Annotated in this window: 12 protein-coding genes; 8 read left to right on the top strand and 4 right to left on the bottom strand. The window is 71.9% G+C overall.

Features of this window, described 5'->3' with window-relative positions:
- Window position 1: 1 nt before the first annotated feature.
- From ABE505_RS09450 to ABE505_RS09430, 5 genes are read left to right on the top strand one after another with little or no spacing between them, the layout of a single operon-like run.
- A complete protein-coding gene (locus ABE505_RS09450) occupies window positions 2–460 on the top strand; it encodes a DUF4381 family protein (protein ID WP_346443064.1) in 459 nt (152 codons plus the stop codon).
- Entirely contained in the window at window positions 457–1,476 is a 1,020-nt protein-coding gene (locus ABE505_RS09445) for a VWA domain-containing protein (protein WP_346443062.1), read from the top strand. Before ABE505_RS09450 ends, ABE505_RS09445 begins: the two co-directional genes overlap by 4 nt.
- Window positions 1,473–3,227: a VWA domain-containing protein gene (locus ABE505_RS09440; protein ID WP_346443060.1), complete on the top strand. Its 1,755-nt coding sequence runs from the start codon at window positions 1,473–1,475 to the stop codon at window positions 3,225–3,227. The genes ABE505_RS09445 and ABE505_RS09440 overlap by 4 nt, the downstream gene beginning before the upstream one ends.
- A gap of 8 nt (window positions 3,228–3,235) precedes the next feature.
- On the top strand, window positions 3,236–4,894 hold the full coding sequence (locus tag ABE505_RS09435) for a BatD family protein (protein WP_346443058.1): 1,659 nt from the start codon (window positions 3,236–3,238) through the stop codon (window positions 4,892–4,894).
- 47 nt (window positions 4,895–4,941) lie between these two features.
- Window positions 4,942–6,315, top strand: coding sequence for a dicarboxylate/amino acid:cation symporter (locus ABE505_RS09430; RefSeq protein ID WP_346443056.1), 1,374 nt, complete (start codon window positions 4,942–4,944; stop codon window positions 6,313–6,315).
- A gap of 614 nt (window positions 6,316–6,929) precedes the next feature.
- On the opposite strand, the gene ABE505_RS09425 is transcribed toward ABE505_RS09430, so the two are convergent.
- On the bottom strand, window positions 6,930–7,502 hold the full coding sequence (locus ABE505_RS09425) for a Dps family protein (RefSeq protein ID WP_346443054.1): 573 nt from the start codon (window positions 7,500–7,502) through the stop codon (window positions 6,930–6,932).
- A gap of 89 nt (window positions 7,503–7,591) precedes the next feature.
- Here ABE505_RS09425 and hrpA point away from each other — a divergent pair, with 89 nt between their 5' ends.
- On the top strand, window positions 7,592–11,719 hold the full coding sequence (hrpA, locus tag ABE505_RS09420; protein WP_346443052.1) for an ATP-dependent RNA helicase HrpA: 4,128 nt from the start codon (window positions 7,592–7,594) through the stop codon (window positions 11,717–11,719).
- 119 nt (window positions 11,720–11,838) lie between these two features.
- Here the strand turns inward: hrpA and ABE505_RS09415 are convergent, their stop codons facing one another.
- Together ABE505_RS09415 and ABE505_RS09410 are read right to left on the bottom strand one after the other, a co-directional pair.
- Window positions 11,839–12,249, bottom strand: a complete 411-nt coding sequence (locus ABE505_RS09415) for a transposase (RefSeq protein ID WP_346443050.1) — start codon at window positions 12,247–12,249, stop codon at window positions 11,839–11,841.
- A 287-nt stretch (window positions 12,250–12,536) separates the two neighbouring features.
- Window positions 12,537–13,067, bottom strand: coding sequence for a hypothetical protein (locus tag ABE505_RS09410; RefSeq protein ID WP_346443048.1), 531 nt, complete (start codon window positions 13,065–13,067; stop codon window positions 12,537–12,539).
- A 64-nt stretch (window positions 13,068–13,131) separates the two neighbouring features.
- Between ABE505_RS09410 and ABE505_RS09405 the strand changes: the two genes are divergently transcribed.
- A complete protein-coding gene (locus tag ABE505_RS09405; RefSeq protein WP_346443046.1) occupies window positions 13,132–15,288 on the top strand; it encodes a bifunctional (p)ppGpp synthetase/guanosine-3',5'-bis(diphosphate) 3'-pyrophosphohydrolase in 2,157 nt (718 codons plus the stop codon).
- A gap of 46 nt (window positions 15,289–15,334) precedes the next feature.
- Window positions 15,335–16,888: a hypothetical protein gene (locus ABE505_RS09400; protein WP_346443044.1), complete on the top strand. Its 1,554-nt coding sequence runs from the start codon at window positions 15,335–15,337 to the stop codon at window positions 16,886–16,888.
- On the opposite strand, the gene ABE505_RS09395 is transcribed toward ABE505_RS09400, so the two are convergent.
- On the bottom strand, window positions 16,889–19,006 hold the full coding sequence (locus tag ABE505_RS09395; protein WP_346443042.1) for a glycosyltransferase: 2,118 nt from the start codon (window positions 19,004–19,006) through the stop codon (window positions 16,889–16,891).
- Window positions 19,007–19,076 lie beyond the last annotated feature (70 nt).

The following is a 19,076-nucleotide window of genomic DNA, read 5'->3' as shown; positions in this document are numbered from 1 at the left end:
CATGGCGGTGCCCGATCTGGTTTTGCGCGACATCCACGTGACCGCCGCCCCGGGCTGGTGGCCGCCGGCGCCCGGCTGGTGGTGGCTCGCCGCGGCGGTCGTGGCGGTACTCGCCGTGGTGGCCGGCCTGCGTTGGCGGCGCGCGCGCCGGCGCCGCGCCTGGGCGCGGCTGTTCGATGCCCAGGTCGAGGCGGCGATCGACGCGCCTGCGAAGATCGCCGCGATGTCGGCGCTGCTGCGCCGGGCGGCGAGGCGCGTGCGTCCCGATGCCGACCGGTTGCAGGGCGATGCCTGGCTGGCGTTCCTGGACGAGGGCGAAGGCCCGCCGGTGTTCGTTGAAGGCGCGGGGCGCTTGCTGCACGACGGCGGTTTCCGGCGGGCGGTCGATGGCGACGTGCTCGATGCACTGCACGCCGCGGCCCGCCTGCGCTTCCTGGCGTTGATGGCGGCGGGACGATGAGCCTGCCTGCGGCTGCGGATGGACTGCTGTCGGCGTTCGCCTGGCCGTGGATGCTGCTGGCCTTGCCGTTGCCCTGGGCGCTGCGGCGCTGGTGGCCGCCGGTCCGCAGCGAAGGCGATGCGCTGCGGGTGCCGTATGTCGGGCTCGACGCGATCGCCGCACCGACCGCCGGCCGGGGTGGCGCGCGGGCGTCGTGGCTGTTGTGGGCGGCCTGGGCCTTGCTGTGCATTGCGGCGGCGCGTCCACAGGGCGTCGGCCCGCCTGAGCACCCGCCGCGGACGGCGCGCGACCTGATGTTGGCGGTCGACCTGTCGGGCAGCATGAGCGAAGAGGACATGGTGATCGGACGGCGCGCAGTCGACCGGCTCACGGCGGCCAAGGCGGTGATCGCCGACTTCCTCGAGCGCCGGGCAGGCGACCGGATCGGGCTGATCGTGTTCGGGCAGCGTGCCTACGCGGTGACGCCGATGACGTTCGATCGCGACAGCGTGCGCCAGCAGTTGGACCGGACCGTGGTCGGGCTGGCCGGGCGCGAGACCGCGATCGGCGATGCGATCGCGCTGGCGGTGCGACGACTGCAGGACGGCGAGGGCGACCGCGTGTTGGTACTGCTGACCGACGGCGTCAGCAACGCCGGTGCGCTGAGCCCGCAGAAGGCGGCCGAACTGGCGCGCGACGCTGGCTTGCGCGTGCACACCATTGCCTTCGGCAGCGACGAGGACGGCTTGCAGATGCTCGGCTTCCGTCTGCCCGGCGGCGGCGAGCCGGCGATCGACGAAGCGGCGCTGCAGGCGATCGCCGAGACGACCGGTGGCCGTGCGTTCCGGGCCCGCGACACCGAATCGCTGGCCGGCATCTATGCCGAGATCGACCGGCTCGAACCGGTCGAGACGCCCGGTCCGGCACTGCGTGCGCGGGTGGAACGCTATCCGTGGCCGCTTGCGGCCGGTTGCGTGCTCCTGCTGCTGGCGCTGGTGCCGCGCGCCTGGCGGTTGCCGATGCGGGGCGCGCGATGAGCGGCGGTTGGCCCGACGTGGTCTTTGCCCGGCCGGCCTGGCTGTGGGCCTTGCTGGTGCTGCCGCTGCTGGCCGGTGTCTGGTGGGCGCGTCGGCGCGGCGAGGATACCTGGCGGCAGACAGTCGATCCGCATCTGCTGCCGCATCTGCTCGAGCGCCGCCCCGGCCGGCGCGGGCTGCTGGCGCTGGCTGCCTGGCTGTGCGCGGGCCTGCTCGCGGTGCTGGCGCTGGCGGGCCCCGGCTGGCGCCAGGTCGACGTGCCGTTGGCGTCCGTCGCCGCGACGCCGCTCGTCGTCGCGCTGGACCTGTCGTCGGCGACGACGGCGACCGACCTGCCACCGTCGCGCCTGTTGCAGGCACGCGCCAAGCTCGCGCGGCTGCTCGCCCTGCGCCAGGGGCCGGTGGCGCTGCTGGTCTATGCGGACGATGCCTACATGGTGGCGCCGCTGACCGACGATGCCGCGAATGTCGCGCTGTATCTCGATGCGCTCGCGCCCGACATCATGCCGGTGGACGGCCAGCGCGCGGATCGCGCGATCGAGCAGGCGACGCGATTGTTGCGCCAGGGCGATGCGCAGCGCGGCGATATCGTGCTGCTGACCGACAGCGCCGACCGGGCCGCGGTGCGCGAGGCTGCGGCCGCGGTGCGAATGGGGTACCGGGTCTCGGTGCTGGGCCTGGGCAGCGCGGACGGCGCGGCCTATCGCGATCGCGATGGTGCGCTGGTCCATGCCCGTTTGGATGCCGACGCATTGCAGGCGTTGGCGACCGCCGGCGGTGGGCGCTGGCATCGCGTGACCGCCGACGACGGCGATCTCGACGCGCTCGGCCTGCGCGAGGCCCGCGCAGACGGGGCCGGCGCCGCAGCCGACGACGACACGCAGACCCGGCGCATCGCCGACCAGGGCTACTGGCTGTTGCTGCCGTTGCTGGCGCTGGTATTGCTGGCGTTCCGGCGCGGCGCCGCAGTCGCGGTGCTGGCGGTGACGCTGGTCTGGCCGATCCTGCCGGCGCATGCCGCGCAGACGGCGCAGGCGCCGGTCGGTACGCCCTGGCGGCGCGCCGACCAGATCGCCCACGCGCAGCTCGCGCAGGGCGCGGCGGCTTATCGCGACGGGCGGCACGAGGACGCACTGCGCGCCTGGGCCGGGCTGCCCGGCCCAGGCGCCGCCTACAACCGCGGCAATGCACTGGCGCGCCTGGGGCGGCTCGACGAAGCCATCGCCGCCTATGACGAGGCGCTGCGGTTGCAGCCGGACATGGCCGATGCGCAGGCCAATCGCGCCGCGGTCGAGGCGGCGCGTCGCCGTCAGCCGCCGCCCGGCGCGCGCGACGATCCGCGGTCGCCGCCACGCGACCAGCAGCGCCAGTCGGGGCGCCCGGATCCGGGCGACGGCCGGGCAGGCGATCGCGGCGCACCGCAGCCCGCACCGTCATCCGACGGCGCGCCACGCCCCGATACGCCGCCCTCGCCCCCCGACGCGACACCGCCTCCTGACGAGGCCGCGCAGCAGCGCACCGACCAGGCCATGCGAGAGCGCATGCAGCAGGCACTCGAAGACGCGGGCGAGGGTCGCCGGTCACCCGGCGACGCCATGCCTGCCGACCGGCAGGACGATGAAGCACAGCGTGAGCGCGAGCAGGCCAACCAGGCCTGGCTGCGGCGCGTGCCCGACGACCCGGGCGGGCTGTTGCGGGCGCAGTTCCGGATCGAACACGAGCGGCGCCACGGCGCGGAGGCACTGCGATGAGGACCGGAATGCGGACATGGCGTCAGGCCGCGGCGTTGGCGGTGCTGCTCGCTTGCATGGCCGGGAGCCTGCAGGCACAGACGCGTGCCTGGCTGGACCGCGACCGGATCGCGCTGGGCGAGACCACCACGCTCAATGTCGAGACCGACGAAGCCGTCGTCGTGCCCGATTGGAGCGGGCTGGCGCGCGACTTCGAGCTCAACGGGCACACCAGCCGACGCCAGGTCGAGATCCGCAACGGACGCCAGATCGAGCGTGCGCTGTTCGGCGTGGCGCTGCGCCCGCGGCGCGAAGGCCGATTGACGGTCCCGCCGCTGCAGGTCGGGGGGGCGCGCACCGATGCCTTGTCGCTGACGGTCGGTCCGGCGCCGGTGCGCTCGGCCCGCGACGGGGCGGCCGCGTTCGTCGAGGCCGAACTCGAGACCGACACGCCCTACGTGCAGCAGGCGGTCGGCTACACCCTGCGCCTGCACTATGCGGTGCCGCTGGTCTCGGGCCAGCTCGAACAGCCCGAGCCCGAGGGCGCGTCGCTGCAGCGGATCGGCAACGACATCACCTACAGCCGCGAGTTCGAGGGCCGCCGCTACAACGTGGTCGAACGGCGCTTTCTGCTCGTGCCCGAGCGCAGCGGGCCGCTGACGATTCCGGGCGCGCGTTTCGAAGGGCGCGGCGCGGGCGGCGGCTTCTTCGACGATCTGTTCGATCGCGGGCCGCGCCAACTGTCGGCCAATGGCCCGGCGAGCGCGCTGTCGGTGCGCGCGATGCCCGGTACGGCGTCGCAGCCGTGGCTGCCGCTGCGGAACCTGGAACTGCGCTGGCTTGAGCAGCCCGAGCGCGGCCGGGCCGGGGCTGCGACCACGTTGACGCTGGAGGCGACCTTCGATGGCGCGGTCGGCACGCAGTTGCCCGACATCACCTTGCCGGCGCCCGACGGCGCGCAGGTGTTCGCCGAACCCCCGCAGTACGACGAGCGTTTCGACGAGGGACGTCCGCGGGTGCGCATGACCCGCCGCTTTTCGATCGTGCCGCGGGCGGCCGGCCCCTTGCGCGTGGCCGGGCCCCGCGTGGGGTGGTGGGATGTCCGCGCAGGCGCCGCCCGGACCAGCGCGGCCCCGGATCTGCGCCTGGAGGTGGACCCCGGCGATGGCGACACCGCCGACGCGCAGGCGGTGCCGCCCGCGCCGGGTCTGCCGGCCGTCTCTGGGGCGGACGCGGACGGCAGTCGACTCTGGCCGTGGCTGGCCGGCCTGTTCGCGTTGCTGTGGTTGGCGACCAGTGTCGTGGCCTGGCACGGGCTGCGCCGCGCGCGTGTCGGCGCGTGGGGGCTGGTCGCCGCGGTACCCGGCGCGGCTGCGGTGCCGAGGTCGCGGATCGTTGGGCCGTCGTTGGCGACCGTGTTGCAGACCGGGGATCCGGCCGAGGTCGAAGCGGCACTGCGCGCGCTGATCGATCCGCCGGCGGCGGATCTCGACGCGTTGCGGCGTGCGCTCGGTGATGCCGGCCAGCGCGATGCGCTCGCGCAGTGGCAGCGGGCGCGTTGGGGCGATGGCGACCTGGTGGCGGCGCGCGCCGCGCTGCGCCAGGCCTTCCGCACCGGCGCGGTCGCGGCCGGCCCGGTGGCACCCGATGATGAGGCCGGCCTGCCGCCGCTGTATCCGCGGCGTTGAGGCCCGCTTCCTGCTAGCCTCCGCTGCTTTCCTGCAGCGATCACGCCATGTCCCGTCCGCGCGCATCCGCCCGTCCCCGTCTGCCGCTGCACTGGAAGATCGCGATCGGGTTTGCCGCCGGATTGCTGCTTGGCCTGATCGCCCACTACACCGGCCTGTCGGCCTGGGCGCCGGCCGATCCGGCCTCGGCCGCCTGCACGGTCGCCGAGCCGGGCTGGCAGTGCCGTCCGCTGGTGGCGACGTTCGTGGCCTGGGTCACCGAGCCGCTCGGCACCTTGTTCCTGAGCCTGATCTTCATGCTGATCGTGCCGCTGCTGTTCTCGGCGCTGGTGGTCGGCGTGTCGGAAATGGGCGATGTCGCCTCGCTGGGACGGATCGGCTGGCGCACGCTGGCCTGGACGATCGTGCTGTCGGGCCTGGCGGTGCTGCTGGGCCTGGTGATGGTCAACCTGTTCCGCCCGGGCGCAGGCGTCGACCCGGCGCTGGCGCAGCAACTGCTGGCCGAGAGCGCGCAGCGCACCGAGGCGATCGTCAGCGACAGCCGCAGTGGGGCCAAGGGCATGGAGATGCTGCTGTCGATCGTGCCGCAGAACGTGGTCGGCGCCGCGTCGGACAACGCCAACATCCTGGCGCTGATGTTCTTCGCGCTGATGTTCGGCATCGGCCTGGTGCTGACGAAGTCCGAGGCCGCGGCCGCGCTCAAGCGCGGCATCGAGGGGTTGTTCGAGGTCTCGATGACGCTGATCGGACTGGTGATCCGCTTGGCGCCGATCGCGGTGTTCTGCTTCATGTTCAACCTGGCGGTGCTGTTCGGCTGGGACCTGCTGGTCCGCCTGGGCGCCTATGTTGCTGTGGTGGCCGGCGCGCTGGCGCTGCACATGCTGGTGACCTATTCGCTGGCGTTGCGCTTGTTCGGCGGTTGGTCGCCGCTGGCGTTTTTCCGGGGGGCGCAGGAAGCGATGCTGATGTCGTTCTCGACCGCATCGAGCAACGCCACGCTGCCCACGGCGCTGCGCGTGGCCGACGAGAATCTCAAGCTGCCGCGCAAGGTGTCGCGCTTCGTGCTGACGATCGGCGCGACCGCCAACCAGAACGGCACGGCGCTGTTCGAGGGCGTGACGGTGATCTTCCTGGCCCAGTTCTTCGGGGTCGAGCTGTCGATCGGGCAGCAGGTGCTGGTGATGCTGGTCTGCATCCTGGGCGGGATCGGCACCGCCGGCGTGCCGTCGGGCTCGTTGCCGGTGGTGGCGCTGATCTGCACGATGGTCGGCGTGCCGGCCGAGGGCATCGGCCTGGTGCTGGGCGTCAACCACTTCCTGGACATGTGCCGTACGACGGTCAACGTGACCGGCGATCTGGGCATCGCGGCGCTGGTGTCGCGCGGTGAAGTCGATGGCCCGGAGCCGCCCGATCGCGTTTGAGGTGGGACCCAACGCCTTGCTCGTTTGATCGAGCGCGAGTCGGCCTTCGGCGATTACTCTGGCTCCGGAAGCAGCGTAGTGCCGTCCGGGGGTTACTCCTCGGCTCGGTCAGTCCGCGCCGCGGTCCGGCCCGGCGAAGCACGCCGGGCGTTTGTGCGGGCTGCGCGGCATGCCGCGCGAGCAGCCCACCCGCACCATGACTGACTCGCCGCCGCGGACCATTGATGGTCCGCTCTGCCGCAACCCCCGGTCGACACTACGCGCTGAGGGTGAAAGATCACGTGTTCTTTCGAACGGAAGATACTCGTTCTCAACGAAGGCGCAGTCTGAAACGTCGCTGCAGCGGACGGGCGGCCGGTGGCCGCGTCGAGCGCGCCATGGACGGCGCCCGCCCGAGTCAAGGCAGGGTGAGCATGGATGGCCTGCGCGGCACTGTCGCCATGCGAACGCCACGCGTGCTTCGCGTGGCCGGACGCGCAGCGGCCTTGACCGAGGGGGAAGCGGCTTTTCGGCCGGCAGGCCGATGCCCTTCGGACGCTGCGCTCTCGTCTCAATCGCACAAAAACGCCCGGCGCTGCCGGGCGTTTTCGCGGGACCCTGAGCGAGAAGCGCGCTTACTGGAGCAGCGAGCGCAGCATCCAGGCGTTCTTCTCGTGGGTCTGCAGGCGCTGGGTCAGCAGGTCCTCGGTCGGATCGTCGTCGGCATCGTCGGCGACTTCGAGGGCCTTGCGCGCGCTCCGGCAGACCGCTTCGTTGCCCAGGACCAGCTGGCGCACCATCTCGCGCCAATCGGGCGACTTCTCCAGACCCGGCTCTTCCTTGATCGAGCTGAGCTCGATGAATTCGGCATAGGAGCCCGGCGCGTTGTAGCCCAGCGCGCGGATGCGCTCGGCGATCTCGTCCAGCGCGTTCCACTGCTCGGTGTACTGGCCCTCGAACATCACGTGCAGCGCGTTGAACATCGGGCCGGTGACGTTCCAATGGAAGTTGTGGGTCTTCAGGTACAGCGTGTAGGCGTCGGCCAGGAACACCGACAGGTGCTGGGCGACCTGCTTGCGATCCGCGTCGCTGATCCCGATATCGATGGCCGGCGCGGTCGAGCGCGCATCGGGCGAGGCGACGGCGGGCGCCACCGACGAACGCTTCTGGCTGGACTTGGAGGCAGGTTGGGATTTGGCCTTGGCCATGGTCGACGACTCCTGTGGGATGGGATTGCGGCCACAATACGCGGCCTTCGCGATTGAATATGAGACCTGGGGGCAGATTCGCAAGCGTGATGGAGTATTCCAGCGACAACGAGGTGAATGCGGCGTTGAGCCGGGCGCGCGCATCGGTCGATGCCGCCTGTTCGCGCGATCGCGGTCCGCTGCTGGGGCTGTGGTCGCGCTGGCGGCGCACGCCTGGCGACCCGGCCGCGCGCGATGCGTTCGCCAGCCGGCTGCAGGCCTCGGTCGCGCGGCGCGAGGCGCGCGGGCGCAAGCTGCCGCGGGCGACGGTCGATCCGGTCCTGCCGATCGCCGGCAAGGCCGAGGAGATCGTCGCGCTGATCCGGGCGCACCAGGTCGTCGTGGTCGCCGGCGAGACCGGCTCGGGCAAGACCACCCAGTTGCCCAAGCTGTGCCTGGCGGCCGGGCGCGGCGCGGCGGGCATGATCGGCTGTACCCAGCCCCGGCGCATCGCCGCGCGCACGGTCGCCAGGCGCGTGGCCGAGGAGCTGCAGGTGCCGATCGGTGGCGCGGTGGGCTACCAGGTCCGGTTCAATGACAACGTCGGCCCCGACACCGCGATCAAGTTCATGACCGACGGCATCCTGCTGGCGGAGATCGCGTCCGACCGCTGGTTGTCGGCCTACGACACCCTGATCGTCGACGAGGCGCACGAACGCAGCCTCAACATCGATTTTTTGCTCGGCTACCTCCAGCAACTGCTGGCCCGGCGACCGGACCTGAAGCTGATCGTCACCTCGGCGACCATCGACACCGCGCGCTTTTCCGCCCATTTCGATGACGCCCCGGTCGTGGACGTCGAAGGCCGAGGCTACCCGGTCGAAGTCCGCTACCGCCCCCTCGGCGAAGAACCGGGGGCAGCGTCGAATCTCGCAGTCGGTGCGAACGGGGCGCCGCGCGGGCAGGAGAAAATCGACGCTGACCCCGGTGTTTCGGTGCTCGACGGCATTCTTGCCGCCTGTGACGAGATCATGGGCGAGCGGGGAACCGGCGACACGCTGATCTTTTTGCCCGGCGAGCGCGAGATCCGAGATACGCACCAGGCGCTCGAACGCCGCAAGTATCGCCACACCGAGATCCTGCCGCTGTATGCGCGCTTGTCGGCGCGCGACCAGGACCGGGTGTTCAATCCCGGTCCGCTGCGCCGCATCGTGCTGGCGACCAACGTGGCCGAGACCTCGCTGACGGTGCCGCGGATCCATTATGTGGTCGATCCGGGGCTGGCGCGCGTCAAGCGCTACAGTCCGCGGCAGAAGCTCGACCGCCTGCACATCGAGCCGATCAGCCAGGCCAGCGCCGATCAGCGCAAGGGCCGCTGCGGACGCATTGCGCCGGGCGTGTGTTACCGCCTGTTTTCGGAGGCGGATTTTGCGTCGCGGCCGCGCTTCACCGATCCAGAAATCCGGCGCGCGGCGCTCGCTGGCGTGATCCTGCGCATGTTGTCGCTGGGCCTGGGGGGGGACGGCGAGCCGCGTGCCCGGCGCGGCCGGCGCAGTGGCGAAGCGCCGCGCCCGGCCGCCGATCCGATCGCCGATTTCCCGTTCGTCGAGCCACCCGATCCGCGCGCGGTCGCCGACGGCTGGCAGCAGCTGACCGAGCTGGGGGCGATCGACGACGGTCGCCGCTTGACTGCGCACGGCCGCACGATGGCGCGGCTGCCGGTCGACGCCAAGCTGGCGCGCATGCTGGTCGCCGCGCACCAGCATGGTTGCCTGCACGAGATGCTCGCGATCGCGTCCTTCCTGGGCATCCAGGACCCACGCGAGCGACCGGCCGATCAGCGGGCAGCGGCCGACGCCGCGCATGCGATCTTCGCCGACGCGCGCTCGGAGTTCGTCGGCATCGTCCGGCTGTGGGACGCTTACCGGCAGGCGCATGAAGACCTGACCCAGTCGCAGCTGCGCAAATGGTGCGAACGGCATTTCCTGGGTTTCTTGCGCATGCGCGAGTGGCGCGAACTGCATCGGCAGCTCAAGTTGCAGTGCCAAGACCTGGGTTGGTCGGTGGATGCTTCGGGTGTCTCGCACGTGACGGCCGAGGACGAGACCGAGAACGCGCGGGCACGTGGGCAGGCTGCCACGCGTGCGCACGTCGCCTTGCATCGCGCGCTGCTCGCCGGGCTGCCCACCCAGATCGGCCATCGCGCCGACCCGGCCGGTGGCGGGCGCCATTCGGGGCAGTACGAGGGGCCGCGCGGACGCCGGTTCCAGTTGTTTCCCGGCTCGCCGCTGGCGAAGAAGCCGCCGCCGTGGGTGCTGTCGGCGACGCTGCTCGACACCGAGAAGGTCTGGGCACTGACCAATGCCGGGATCGAACCGGACTGGGTGATCGCCGAGCTCGATCACCTGCTCTCGCGACGTCATCACGACCCGCGCTGGTCGCGCGCGCAAGGCCGGGTGATCGGCAGCGAGCAGATTGCCTTGTTCGGCCTGGTGCTCGCGCCCAAGAAGCCGGTGGATTACGGACGGCTGTATCCCGATCAGGCGCGCGCGCTGTTCCTGCGCGATGGCCTGGCGACCGGCGAGATCGACCTGCGCGCGGGATTTCTCGAACGCAACCTGCGCACGCTGGCGCAGGCGCGCGAGGAGGAAGCCAAACTGCGGCGCAGCGGGCTGGTCGTCGATGAGGACTGGATGGCGCAGTGGTACGCGCAGCGCATTCCCTCCGACCTGCTTTCGGCCCAGGCGCTGGACGCCTGGTATCGAAAGGCGTCGGAGGCGGCCAAACGTGCGCTCGAATGGAACCGCGACGACCTGTTGGTCGCAGACGGCGTCGATGCCGACCTGTTTCCGGCATTCATCGCACTGGGCGATGCGCGGCTCGCGGTGGCGTACCGGTTCGAACCGGGCGCGCCCGACGATGGCATGACGGTGTCGGTGCCGCTGCACCTGCTCAATGCGATCGACCCGGCGCGGCTGTCGTGGCTGGCGCCGGGCTTCGTCGAGGACAAGGCGGCGGCGCTGATCCGCAGCCTGCCCAAGGCGCTGCGCCGCAATTTCGTGCCGGCGCCCGATTTCGCGCGCGCGTTCGCCCAGGCCTGGCGCGACGGCGATGCGGATAGCTTCGCCGGCACGCTGGCGCGTTTTCTGCGCAAGCTCGGCGGCGTGGAGATCGCGGCCACGGACTTCGATGAGACCGCGCTCGAGCCGCATCTGCGGGCGAATCTGCGCCTGGTCGATGTCGGCCGCGATCGCAAGGCGCGCACCGTGCTGGCCGAATCGCGCGACCTCGACGCGCTGCGCGCGCGTTTCGGCGAACGGGCCGCGCGTGCATTCGCCGCCCATGCCGCCGGTGGGCTGCAGCAGCGCGGCTTGACGGCATTCCCGGACACGCCGGTGCCGGTGTCGATCGCAGGCGCCGGCGGGCTGCCGGCGTATCCGGCGCTGCAGGACGAGGGCGAGAGCGTGTCGCTGGCCGTCCATGCCGACCCCGCGCAGGCGCGGCGCCTGCACCCACAGGGCGTGCGCCGCCTGTTGCGGATCGCACTCGTCGAGCGCGTGCGCCAGGCACGCAAGCAATTGCCGGTGGCCCCGAAGACCGCGCTGTTGTACGCGGCCATCGAGTCGTTGGCGCCGCGTGCGGCCGACCGGCCAGGCGACCGGCTGCGCGAGGATCTGGTCGAGGGCGCGCTCGCCGCGTTGCTCGACGACGGTCTGGAGACGATCCGCGACGCCGACGCGTTCGTCGCGCATCGCGACACGGTCGGCAAGGCCCTGTTCGGCGAGGCGATGGCACGGCTGCAGCGCGCCGAGACGATCCTCGACCTGGTCGCCGAGATCCGCGGGCGACTGGATTCGAAACTGATGGGATGGGCGCGGGCGAACCTCGACGACATGCAGGCGCAACTCGCGGCGCTGGTGCCGCCGGGCTTCCTGCGCGACGTGCCTGCGGCCGCGCTGGCCGAGTATCCGCGCTGGCTGCGCGCGCTGTCGCTGCGCGCCGAACGCGCGTTGCGCGACCCGCAGCGCGATCAGCAGCGCATGCTCGACGTCAAGCCGTTCGTCGACGCGCTGCTCGACGCCGGCGCTCGTGGCCGCGGCGGCGACGCGCAATGGCAGGCGCTGCGCTGGGACATCGAAGAGTTGCGTGTCTCGCTGTTCGCGCAGGAGCTGGGTGCCAAGGGTGGGGTCTCGGCAAAGAAGTTGGCGAGCCGGGTGGCGGCTTTGCGCGCGGCCTGACGCCGCGCAGCGCTCGCATCCTGTCTCCACTGCTTTCCGGAGGGCTGGGCTGGCCGTCGGCGGCGCCGGTGGCGGTCGCGTCACGCCTGCGGCGACAGGCCCGGCCATCTGCAACCCGCTCACGTATCGGGTACAGCCCATGGCTGCCGGGCCCACCTGTATGCGTCATCGCTCAGCTGCTCAGCCCGGCTTGTCCGAACTGGGCGCCCGACGATCCGGTGCACCTGGTCGGTCAGATTCTCGTCCGGGCGCAGCCGTCGATCCGTGTAGCCGGCCTGCCAGATCGAACCGGCGCCGCGGGCGCGCCCGCGGATCGCACGGGCGGTCTGCGACTTGAACGTCTGCACGACCTGCCCGAGCATCGGCACGCGCAGTTCGAACAGCCAATGCACCTGGTCGGGCATCAGGACCCAGGCTTCGGAGCGCAGCCAGCCCTGTCGTTCGCAGGCCTCGATCTCATGGCGCGCGATTCGTGCGTAGAGCGGATCGCGCAGCCAGGGGACGCGGCCGTAGGTGACCGCGGTGATCATGTAGTGCGCGCCTTGCGCGGAACGTGGGAGGGGCTGAGGGCGTGGACTGGCCATGCCAACAGCGTGCATCGCACGCCGCGGCATGCGCATCGGGACTTGCCGCGCAGCGCCCTCCGAAGATGCCGCAGGGCGCGGACGGAAATGTTCCCGACAATTGCATCCGGGCACGGACATGCGGCTCTTGACCGCGCCGCGCTCGAGGCCGCGCTGCTAGGCAGGACGACGTCGTACAGTCGGACTCGGTCAGGCGCCGCGCGCTGAGCTCGGCGCTGCCGAGCGGTGTGTGCTCAGCGCACGCGCTCGACCTTGGCCTGGGTGTTGTAGCCGTCGACCTTCAGCCACCAGGCGCCGAGCATGCCGGGGCGGATGCGCACGCCGACATCGGTGCCACGGGCCCCCGAGAGCGTCGCGCCGTCGATCTGGCGCCAGACCTGGCCATTGGCGAGGGTGTACTGCCGGCCGCTGCCGAAGCCCTGGAAGGCGCCGACGATCGTGCTCTCGATCGGCTCGCGTGCCGGCGCTGATGCGGGCAGCCCGGTGGCGGCGGAGGCGGCCTCGCGGCGGCCTTCCTCGCGGGCCTGCGCGATCCGCGCTTCGACGTCGGCACCCGCCCCCACGGTCGTGGATGCGGCCGGTGCACCGGCCTGGCGGGCCAGCCACGCATTGAGCCGATCGAGCTCGGCGTCGTCGAGCTTGCCCAGCCCGGCGGCGCGGAATTCTGCGGCGCTCATCCGGTCCTCGATCCGGGGCTGCTGCGCGAACGCGGGCAGGGCGGTCGCCAGCGCGGTGGCGATCAGGACGCAGTGAAATGCACGCATGCTCTGTTCCTCGGGCGGGGTCGCGGGCTAGTGTAGACGGTCCTGCGACCGTCCCGAACACGCCATGTCCGAGCCCGCCGGCCTCCTGCCGGATCGTCTGCTGGCGCTGCCTTCCACGGCTGCGCTCGGGCCGGCCCTGCGCGCGGCCTTGCAGGAGGCGGCCGCCGCGGCCGACGGCGTGGCCGAGCTCGATGAGACGGTGCTGCAGGACACGCTGGCGTCGCTGGCGCTGCTGGGCGCCGATGGCGACGTGGTCGCCGCGGCGATCGCCGATGCGGTGCCGGTCTGGCGCGAGCCGCTGCGCGCGCGCGTGCCCGCGCTGGTGCCGCTGCTCGACGGTCTGCGCGCCGCGCACCAGGTCTGGTCGCTGCATGCCGAACACGTCGGTAGCGGCAACCCCGAGGGTCTGCGCCGGCTGTTGCTGGCGCTGGTGCGCGATCTGCGCGTGGTGCTGGTGTTGCTGGCCAGGCAACTGGCCCAGATGCGCGCGGCGGTGCGCGCCGACGAGCCGACCCGGCGTGCGCTGGCGCTGCTCACCCGCGATATCCACGCCCCGCTCGCCAACCGGCTGGGCATCTGGCAACTGAAGTGGGAGCTCGAGGATCTGGCGTTCCGCTATCTGCAGCCCGAGACCTATCGCCGGATCGCCGGCTTGCTCGACGACAAGCGCGCGGGGCGTGAACGTTACATCGAGCAGGTGCGCACGCAATTGGGCGACGCGCTCGCCGCGCAGGACGTGCGCGCCGACGTTGCCGGGCGGCCCAAACATATCTACAGCATCTGGCGGAAGATGCAGAAAAAGCAGGTGCCGATCGGCGAGCTCTACGACCTGCGCGCGGTGCGCGTGCTGGTCGACGACGTGCCGGCCTGCTATGCGGCGCTGGGCGTGGTGCACGCGCTGTGGACGCCGATTCCCAGCGAGTTCGACGACTACATCGCCCGGCCCAAGAACAACGATTACCGCTCGCTGCACACCGCGGTCGTCGGGCCTGAAGGCAAGACGCTCGAGGTGCAGATCCGCACGCGCGAAATGCACGAGGCGTCCGAATTGGGCGTGGCCGCGCACTGGCGCTACAAGGAGACCGGCGGCTCGCAGCGCGCGCCGGCCGGCAGCGCCGCGCTCGAGCGGCGGATCGAATGGATGCGGCGGTTGCTCGAATCGCATACCGACGCCGGGCGGGCCGAAGGCCTGGCCGATGCGTTCGATACCGAACTGGTCGAGGACCGGGTCTTCGTGTTGACGCCAAAGGGCGAGATCATCGATCTGCCGCAGGGGGCGACGCCGCTCGATTTCGCCTATCACGTGCACACGATGGTCGGGCACCGCTGCCGCGGCGCGAAGGTCGACGGCCGCATCGTGCCGCTCGACACCGTGCTGCGGACCGGCGAGCGGGTCGAGATCCTCACCGCCAAACTGCCGTCGCCGCGGCGCGACTGGCTGGTCGCGGCCAATGGCTTCCTCGCCAGTCCGCGCTCGCGCGAGAAAGTGCGCAACTGGTTCCACAAGCTCGATCGCGAACGCAACGTGCAGGCCGGCCGCGAGCTGCTGGAGCGCGATCTGCGCCGGTTGGGCCTGCTGCAGGCCGACCTGGCGCCGGTGCTGTCGCGTTTCAACGCGAGCAGCGTCGACGACCTCCACGTGCTGGTCGCGCTCGGTGATGTGGGGCCGAACCAGATCGGCCGCGCGCTGCTGGAGATCGAGCGCGAACGTCACGCGCCGGCGCAGGACGAGGCGCCGACGCTGCCGATGCGCCGGCCGCGTCGCGCGCCCAAGGCGGCCGATTCGAGCTTCCGTGTCGTCGGCGTGGACAACCTGCTGGTCCAGGTCGCGCGCTGTTGCCGCCCGGTCCCGGGTGAACCGATCGCCGGCTATCTCACCCGGGCGCGCGGCGTGAGCGTGCATCGTCGCGACTGCCCGTCGTTTCTGCGGTTGTCGTCGGGTCAGCCGCAGCGGGTGCTGCCGGTCGAGTGGGGCGAACAGAGTGGCGGTCACGAGTCGGATGTCGTCGTCGAGGCCGTCGATCGCCGGCATCTGCTCAAGGATCTGAGCAACCTGATCGCGCAGGAGGACGTGCACGTGCTGGCGATCCAGAGCGAGCACCACCGGCTGTCGCGTGTGCAGTTGCGGTTGCGCCTGCGGGTCTCGGATTACGGCCAACTGGCGCGACTGCTCGGCAAGCTCGACAGCGTGCCCGGCGTGGAGTTGGCGCGGCGGGCGTGAACGATCGCGACATCGCTGTTCAGCGCGATCTCGCATACTGCGCGGCGTGAACGGCGACGATCTCTCCAACGGACCTGCGCCCGCCCGGCGCCTGGCTGCACGCCCGTGGCGGTCGCTGGCGGCCGACGCGCCCTGGTGGCGCCGCTGGCCAGGGTTCTCGCTGGCGGCGTGCATCGGCCTGGCGCTGCTGGTGTTGGGCGTCCGTGTGCTCGTCGTCGACCGACTGTGGCCCGAGACACGGGTGCAGGCCTTGCTCGACGATGCCGCGCAGGCGGTCGCGGAGGGGCGCCTGGACGCCGGCGACGGTAGCGGCGCGCGGCAACTGTTCGAGGCCGCGCAGGCGCTCGACCCTGACGATGTGCGTCCGCGCGCCGGGCTGTCGCAGGTCGCCGATGCGGCACTCGTCCAGGCTCGAACCGCGGTCGAGGCCCGGCGCTTCGACGCCGCCCGGGCTGCGCTCAAGCTGGCCCGGGAGTTGTCCGCACCGCGCGATGCGATCGCGGCGGTGGACGCGCGGCTGCGCGCGCTCGAGGCCGGTGGGACAGCGCCGGAGGTGCTGTTGCGCCAGGCGCAGGCGGCGCAGGCCCTGGGCCGGCTCGATGCCGGTCCCGATGCGGCGCTGCCGCTGTATGGGCGGGTGCTCGCGATCGAGCCGAGCAATGGCGATGCGCTGCGCGGGCGCGACGAGTCACTGGCCGCCCTGCTCGAGCGGGCACGTGCGCGACTGCGCGACGGCGATCTGCGCGGAGCGGCCGCGCTGGTCGCCACTGCGCGCGATTACGATCCCGGCCACGTCGACCTGCCCGACACCCAGGCCCGCCTGACCGAGGAACTCGATGCACTGCGGCGGCGCGCGGCGGCGCATCTCGCCGACGGGCGCATCGAGCGCGCCGTCGCCCAGTGGCAGAGCCTGCTGGCCTTCGATGCCGAGGACGCCGCCGCGCAGCGTGGGCTGCTCGATGCGGGGGCCGCGTATGCACAGCGCGCCGAGCGCTATGCCCGCGACTTCAACTTCGCCGCTGCCGATGCGCAGCTGCGCGAGGCGCGCGCGCTGGCGCCCGACAGCGAGGCAGTACGTGCGGCCGAATCGCGGATCGCGCGGTCGCGCGCGGTGCATGCCGACCGCGGTGCGCAGTTGCCGCCCCAGGAACGCCGACGCCGGGTGGCGACTCTACTGCAGCAGGCGGCTGCCGCGCAGGCGCGCGGCGATCTGATGGCCCCTCCGGGCGACAGCGCCTATGACCATGTCCGCGCCGCCCGGTTGCTGACGCCCGACGATCCGGCGGTCGCCCGTGCCTCGGCCAGGTTGTTGCCCGGTGCCCGGCAATGCTTCGACGCCGGCCTGCGCGCCAACAATCTCGCGCGCGCGCATGCCTGCCTCGACGCCCGGGTGGCACTGGGCGAAGGCGAGCCGGCGGCCCGCGACGCGCGGCGGCGCTTGGCCCAGCGTTGGCTGGCGATCGGCGACGAGCGTCTGGGGGCGGGCAATCTCGCCGGTGCGCAGGCCGCGCTGTCGGCGGCGCGCAGGATCGACCCAGGGGTGCCGGGGCACGCCGAGTTCGCCCAGCGGCTGCGCACTGCATCGCTCAACGGCGATTGATCAGGGCTGCGGGCGGCCCTCGACACCGTCCACGAACACGCTATGGACGGTCCGGCGCGCGGCGTCGAGGGAGAAGTGGCGCCGGACATTGTCCAGGCCGTTTTCCGCGAGCCGGCACCACAGGGCGTCGTCGTCGTACAGGCGCACGACCGCGTCGGCGAACGCGTCGGCCTGGTCGGCCAGCAGCACGTCATGGCCGTCGTGCAGTTGCATGCCCTCGGCTGCGCAGGTTGTCGCGACCACCGGCTGGCCATGGGCCATGCTCAGGTTGACCTTGCCCTTGACGCCGGCACCGAAGCGCAGCGGCGCGACCGCGATGCGGCAGCCGTCCATGTAGGGCGTGATGTCCGGCACGTGGCCATGGATGACGACCCCGTCGACCCGGGCCAGGGCGGCGATGGCCTCGTCGACATGGCCGCCGATGCAGTGGAAGCGGACCTGCGGCAGGCGCGCGCGGATCGCCGGAAAGATCGTGCCGACGAACCACTTCACCGCATCGACGTTCGGCGGATGGCGAAAGCCGCCGACAAAGACCAGGTCCTGCCGCTGCGCGAACGGCCGCCCAGGACCGGCGACCTCGTGCAGGTTCGACAGCAGCGCCACTCGGGCCTGGGGGGCGTCGCGGGCCAGCAGGGCGACCTCGCTCGGGCTCACGACCAGGGTCGTGTCGCTGCGCCCCACGACGTCGAGTTCCTGGTCGCGGGTGCGCTCGGCAGCGCGGCGCAGCGCAGGATCGCCCGACACTTCCGCACCACGCAGTTCGCGCAGGTAGTGCAGGTCGATGGTGTCGAAGATCACCTGCGCCTGCGGTGCATGTCGGCGCACCAGTGGCAGAAACTCGTGCGCGATGTAGTGGCGGCACAGCATGACCCGCGCGAACCGTCCGCCGTGCGTGCGCATCCAGTGCGCCGCGCTCTTGGCGTAGGGCGCATACCAGACCTCGACACCGATCGCCTGCAGCGCCTGCGTGGCCGCGCCCAGGTGACGGCGGTCGGCCGGCAGGAACACCACGTGCATGCCCGCCTCGCGCAACAGCCGCATCAGGTTGACCAGCCGCAGCGAGGCCGAGTCGCGATCGGGCATCGGGGTCACGCTGTCGATGATCAGCACCTGGGGCACGCCAGCGCGCGGCAGTTGGCCGGCCGCCACCGGATCGGCGGGTCGCTGCGCCAGCACGTGTGCCCAGCGTGCGGCGAATACTGGCTGGTTGCGCGCCTGTGCTGCCTTCATGCCCTGCGACAGATCGGTGCCCGCGCTCGCACCCTCCAGGTGCACGACGCAGGCCTCGGGCTGCATCGCCACGCGCAGCCCGGCTTCGCGCACCCGCAGCGCGAGATCCGCATCCTCGTAGTAGGCCGGTGCATAGCGGCTGTCGAAGCCGCCCAGACGTTCGAACAGCGCGCGCGGCAGCATCAGCGCCGCCCCCGACACGTAATCGACGTCGGCGCAGTAGCGCAGCTGCGGATGCAGTGGGTCGGCGAACCGGCCGCGGTTCTCGCCGCGGCCGTCGCGCACGAGCATCGTGCCCGCTTCCTGCAGGCGGCCGTCGGGATAGAGCAACTGCGCGCCGACGATGCCTGCATCGGGCTCGCGGTCGAAGGTCGCGAGCATCGCGTCGAGCCAGCCGGGCTGGGGAACCGTGTCGTTGTTGAGGAACAGCAGATGGCCCCCGCGCGCCAGCGCCGCGCCCGCATTGCAGGCACCGATGAACCCCGCGTTCGCCGGCATCGCGTGCAGGCGCAGGCCGCCGATGTGGGCCAGGGTCGCCGCGCTGTCGTCGGGGCTGGCATCGTCGACGACGATGACCTCGATCGCAGCGCGCGGCGGGTGCGCGGCGATCGCGCGCAGGCAGGCCAGGGTCTGTGGCAGATGGCCGTAGACCGGTACCACGATCGACACCGCGGGTGCGGCGTGGAACGGGACGTCGAACGGTGCGAACGCGCCCATGTCGGCTGCGAGCAGCGCCTGCCGCGCGCGCGGTGCGAACACGCCGAACTGCGCGCCCACCCGCTGCCACGTCGCGCGCAGCCCGCGCATGCGCAGGCTCGCGAGTCCGCGGCGGAACAGGCCGAGCGCCCGGACGACCCGGAAGCGCGCATCGGCCAGGGAAAACGACATGCGTCGGAACTCCAGCTGACTGGTCGGGGAGGCCGCCCGATCCCGCCCGGAGGCGCTGGGATAGACTGCC

Origin of the sequence: Luteimonas sp. TWI382 (assembly GCF_039674545.1) — a bacterium.
In the GTDB taxonomy this organism is placed as follows: domain Bacteria; phylum Pseudomonadota; class Gammaproteobacteria; order Xanthomonadales; family Xanthomonadaceae; genus Luteimonas.
The sequence above is the reverse complement of the archived record's forward strand: the minus strand, read 5'-3'. Positions and strand labels throughout refer to the sequence as shown.

Excerpts from the sequence above, each read along its gene's own strand:
- ABE505_RS09450 (WP_346443064.1), top strand. The coding sequence starts at position 2 with ATGGCGGTGCCCGATCTGGTTTTGCGCGACATCCACGTGACCGCCGCC.
- ABE505_RS09445 (WP_346443062.1), top strand. The coding sequence starts at position 457 with ATGAGCCTGCCTGCGGCTGCGGATGGACTGCTGTCGGCGTTCGCCTGG.
- ABE505_RS09440 (WP_346443060.1), top strand. The coding sequence starts at position 1,473 with ATGAGCGGCGGTTGGCCCGACGTGGTCTTTGCCCGGCCGGCCTGGCTG.
- ABE505_RS09435 (WP_346443058.1), top strand. The coding sequence starts at position 3,236 with ATGCGGACATGGCGTCAGGCCGCGGCGTTGGCGGTGCTGCTCGCTTGC.
- ABE505_RS09430 (WP_346443056.1), top strand. The coding sequence starts at position 4,942 with ATGTCCCGTCCGCGCGCATCCGCCCGTCCCCGTCTGCCGCTGCACTGG.
- ABE505_RS09425 (WP_346443054.1), bottom strand. The coding sequence starts at position 7,502 with ATGGCCAAGGCCAAATCCCAACCTGCCTCCAAGTCCAGCCAGAAGCGT.
- hrpA (WP_346443052.1), top strand. The coding sequence starts at position 7,592 with ATGGAGTATTCCAGCGACAACGAGGTGAATGCGGCGTTGAGCCGGGCG.
- ABE505_RS09415 (WP_346443050.1), bottom strand. The coding sequence starts at position 12,249 with ATGATCACCGCGGTCACCTACGGCCGCGTCCCCTGGCTGCGCGATCCG.
- ABE505_RS09410 (WP_346443048.1), bottom strand. The coding sequence starts at position 13,067 with ATGCGTGCATTTCACTGCGTCCTGATCGCCACCGCGCTGGCGACCGCC.
- ABE505_RS09405 (WP_346443046.1), top strand. The coding sequence starts at position 13,132 with ATGTCCGAGCCCGCCGGCCTCCTGCCGGATCGTCTGCTGGCGCTGCCT.
- ABE505_RS09395 (WP_346443042.1), bottom strand. The coding sequence starts at position 19,006 with ATGTCGTTTTCCCTGGCCGATGCGCGCTTCCGGGTCGTCCGGGCGCTC.